A 4220-nucleotide genomic window follows, 5' to 3' on the forward strand; every position below is an offset into this window, starting at 1 on the left:
AATGAATTTCTTTTACGAGTCTTTTCATTTTTTCTACGTCAAATTTCGCCTCTAGCCTATAAAACTTGTCTTCATAGCCTGCATAATATACAATAGTAGCGCCTATAGGAGTGCCGTATTGATCTGTATAACTTTTACCAGAAGCCCCCCATTCACCAGAGGAACCGCCAAAGGGCATGTGGGCTATTTTTCCTTCAAGGGTGTATATTTCGTCTTCTACTAGTTCTATATTATAAATACTTTCATTGCCGTTAATATTAGGCTGACACATCTCGGGTGTCCATTGCGGTGGTGCTTCTTTCTTCATCGTATTGCAACTTATAGTAAACAAAAGTAATAGTACCATTGCTTGTTGTATTAATTTATCCATTTTGTATTTCTCGTTTGCGTTTGTCAAAAGTTTGTGGACCAGGTTCTATCCCTAAGGCATTTGTACGCTCATTAAGCCCAAATGCATCTGCGCGTACAGACCAATGAAAATAATTTTACAACAACAGTCACCCTATAAAGGTATTCTGATAAATATTATTAAAAAGACTTCCAGTTATTTTTGGAAGTCTTTTTATTTATTTTTCCTCTGTTACTTTTCCAGTTTCGCCATCCATTTAAAAAAGTATAGGTAACCAGCCACTTGGTTCGCCAATACTGTTTTCTGGTGGTGTTTTTATAACTTTTCCTTCAACAACTGTGATGTACCACATATTGTTAGACTCACTATAATCTAATTCAAAAACTGGACTTTGATTTCCGTTTTCTCTTCCTTTTCCTGTTTTTAAATCGATATAACCCTTTTTCTCTAAAAATGCTAGACAATCTGTATATTTAATTTTGCCAAATTTTTCGTCTTCATTTACCTTTTTATCTAAAGTACCGTCTTCATTATAATATTCAGAAATACCTATTTTGACATTTTCTCCTATGTAAGTTTCTTTACTATTTAGATTACCATTACCATAAAACCTTTTATAGATTTTTTTAAAAGATGGTTTAGGCTCAAATTCTCTTTGAAAACCTTTTTTATCTTTTATAAAAGCCATTTCAATAATTTCAAACCCATCCTTTTTTAAATATCTATTTTCACCATATTCTGTTTTTTTATACACTTCAAAATTAAATTTTTCAATCATAGTATTTTTAGCCTGTCCCTTACAAGCCACTAAACTCATAAAGAAAGTTAAAAGTAAAATTTTTAAAAATGTCCTCATCGTTATAATATTTTGGAATTTAAAACTTTCCATTGCCAATTATAAACTACTTTTATGCAAATATTACAACACTTATTTTAACAAAAAATAAACTTTTTTTAACCCTTAATTAGGTTATTAATAAATTTTATTCTATATCTAATTTATTAATAGAAATTATTTCTTTATTATTGTTCATTTTAAATTCAAAATATAAGTTTTGAATATTTTTTATTTCACTAAAAAATAAATTTTGAGCATCTTTGCTTGTTGCATCTAAATGTTTTGACGCTGAAGAATAATAAGTAAATTTTTCAGCTAATATATATTCTTTAGAATAATCGGTTACACACTCAATATCATATAGATTTGCGCAATATTCACCCTCTCTATTTTCATCTTCAACTGAAGCAATTCCTATTGATAAATTAGCACAATTAAATTTTAATATATTTTTATTTTCTCTTTTATTCAATTGAATTTTTGTTGCATAAAAAACCGTATCAGGTTTAATTTCGTTTTCACAATTACAATATTTTGATAATCCTAAACTTGATTTTATCTTTCTGTTATCACAAGATAACAAACTAAAAAGAAGCATAATACCTAGTATAATAACTTTAATTCTCTTCATAAGTTGAATTGTGTTTTTTAAAATCTATTCATTTTAATTTTATTTTAGTATTTAATATCTTCCATTGCCAATGATAAATGATTTTCCTTCTAACATAGCCAAATTGTGGTTGATGCGAAAATCCATAATGTTATCTGTTGACCTGTTATATAGATAAATTTTGCAGTAGCAGAAAAGTCCATCAAATGTATGCTGTGAAATATCATTAAAAAGGCTTCCAGTTATTTTTGGAAGCCTAAAAAATTATTTTTCTTCTGTTACTTTTCCAGTTTCGCCATCCATTTTAAAAACTATAGGTAACCAGCCACTTGGTTCGCCAATACTATTGTCAGGTGGTGTTTTTATAACTTTTCCTTCAACAACTGTGATGTACCACATATTGTCAGACTCACTATAATCTAATTCAAAAACAGGACTTTGATTTTCATTTTCTCTTCCTTTACCTGTTTTTAAATCGATATAGCCCTTTTTGTCTAAAAAAGTTAAACAATCACTATATTTAATTTTGCCGAATTTTTCATCTTCATTTACTTTTTTATCTAAAGTACCGTTTTCATCATAGTATTCAGAAATGCCTATTTTGACATTTTCTCCTATGTAAGTTTCTTTACGTTTGAGATTACCATTCGCATAAAATTCTTTGTACATTTTAAGAAATGAAGGCAAGGGTAACATTTCATCTTGTGAACCTCCTTTATTTTCAGTAAATTCCATACCAATTATACAATTTCCATTTTCCTTCGAATATCTTTTCAAACCATATTCCGTCTTTTTATATATCTCAAAATCAAATTTTTCTATCATAGTATTTTTATTTTGTCCTTTACAAGCCACTAAACTTATAAAGAAAGTTAAAAGTAAAGTTTTTAAAAATGTCTTCATTGCTATAAAATTTTGAAATTTAAAAGTTTCCATTGCCAATAGTAAATGATTTTCCTTCTGATATTACCAAATTGTGGCTGATGGGAATAATCCATAATATTATCTGTTTGACCTGCCATATAAGTAAATTTTGCAGCTGCAGAAAGTCCATCAAAGGTGTGTGGTAATTGCATAGCGTGCATTAATTCGTGTGCTAATGTTCCCTCGTTATGCCCGTTGAAATAAACGCCAAAGGTAGTGTTAAAATAAGAAAACCCGTTTAAATAACCTGTATGCACCCCGTTTTTAAAACTATAAAACTTTTCTCCAATAAAAAATACGGTGTAATACCCTTTGTATTTATCGCCAAATTGATCTTTTAATTGATCTTCTAAATAATTCCTAAGTCCAGCATCGGACGAAAGTACATTTTTTGTTACCCCTTTCTTATCGGTTATCGTTTGAGGACAAAATTTATTTTTAAAAGTATTCCATAGTAAGTTTCCTGTACAGTCTAAAAAAGTTGATTCTATCACTAAATTCGGAATTACTAAGGCTTGGTTTAAGCATTTTTTGAAAAAAGCATCTCCTCCTGTAATAGGTAATCCTTTAACAACTTTTCCATTTATATCAGTCTTTACTTTTACAAACACTACATTAATTTTCTTTTGGAATTTAGGAGTATTGGGGTGTATTTTTAAAGCACCACAAATTTCACCATCTGCTTTTACATACAAGGTTTGTGTCGTATCAAAAGCTTTATTGCACGTTATTTTTAAAAAATTCGATTTGGTTTGTTTGCCTTTACTCAAACCGCTTATTTGCTGTACATTTAGTGACAAATGTTTTGTTGCTTCCTTTTCTTTAAATTCAAGTGTTAGTTTTTTAGGTAATTCTTCTATTTCTATTTTTAAATTGAAAGTGGCTGTTTTTCCTTCTAATAATGTGATAATTGGTGTGGGGTATATAAAAGCATTTTTTCCTTTTTTTTGTTTCCAAGGAATGTTAAAAAGGGTATAATCACGTAGTAAACGATCATACATTCGAAGGTCTTTTTTAAAATTGACATTCCAATGATTAGTGTCTTTAAAAACGGTTACATTGTCGCTTTCATAATATTTTCCCATAATATTACCAAACCAAGAATCTCCTTTTTTTTTGGTGTCACCAGTTCGAAGCCAGTCAAAACCAAACTCACTGTCATAATTATCGTGCGGTCTAAAATATACTAAACATTTAGGCTTAATCTCGGGGTTTGGGCCTATAGGAGGGCTTTCAGGCTCACCATATTTTATATCTTTTTTGGCGGTTATATTAACACTTCCTTCTAAAGAAGTTAAAGTAATAGGTCCTTCAGAATAAATGTTATATTCACCTCCAACAATTTCTGTAATTTTCCCTCCAACAATTCTAGTTCTACTCATAATTAATATTGCTTAGATTTATTAGCTGAATTTATTTGAACTTCTTCGCCTGAATGTTTATTTAAATTTTTTGTACTTGTTATATCCATTCCTTTATCTGAGCTGACGGAGGTCTTG

At 29.4% G+C, this 4220-nt stretch carries 4 protein-coding genes and 1 pseudogene; all 5 read right to left on the bottom strand.

Features of this window, described 5'->3' with window-relative positions; all coding sequences use genetic code 11:
* A pseudogene (locus B0A78_RS13935) lies at positions 1–370 on the bottom strand (DUF2931 family protein); the annotation flags it as partial.
* Between the two features lie 235 nt (positions 371–605).
* Positions 606–1205, bottom strand: a complete 600-nt coding sequence (locus tag B0A78_RS13940; protein ID WP_123906709.1) for a hypothetical protein — start codon at positions 1203–1205, stop codon at positions 606–608.
* A gap of 127 nt (positions 1206–1332) precedes the next feature.
* On the bottom strand, positions 1333–1818 hold the full coding sequence (locus tag B0A78_RS13945) for a hypothetical protein (RefSeq protein WP_065213496.1): 486 nt from the start codon (positions 1816–1818) through the stop codon (positions 1333–1335).
* Between the two features lie 243 nt (positions 1819–2061).
* Positions 2062–2700, bottom strand: a complete 639-nt coding sequence (locus B0A78_RS13950) for a hypothetical protein (protein WP_123907317.1) — start codon at positions 2698–2700, stop codon at positions 2062–2064.
* 2 nt (positions 2701–2702) lie between these two features.
* Positions 2703–4103 (bottom strand): hypothetical protein, encoded by a 1401-nt coding sequence (locus B0A78_RS13955; RefSeq protein ID WP_065213494.1) that lies wholly within the window; start codon positions 4101–4103, stop codon positions 2703–2705.
* Positions 4104–4220: the final 117 nt, after the last annotated feature.

It is taken from the genome of Flavobacterium columnare NBRC 100251 = ATCC 23463 (assembly GCF_002530675.1).
Lineage (GTDB): Bacteria > Bacteroidota > Bacteroidia > Flavobacteriales > Flavobacteriaceae > Flavobacterium > Flavobacterium columnare.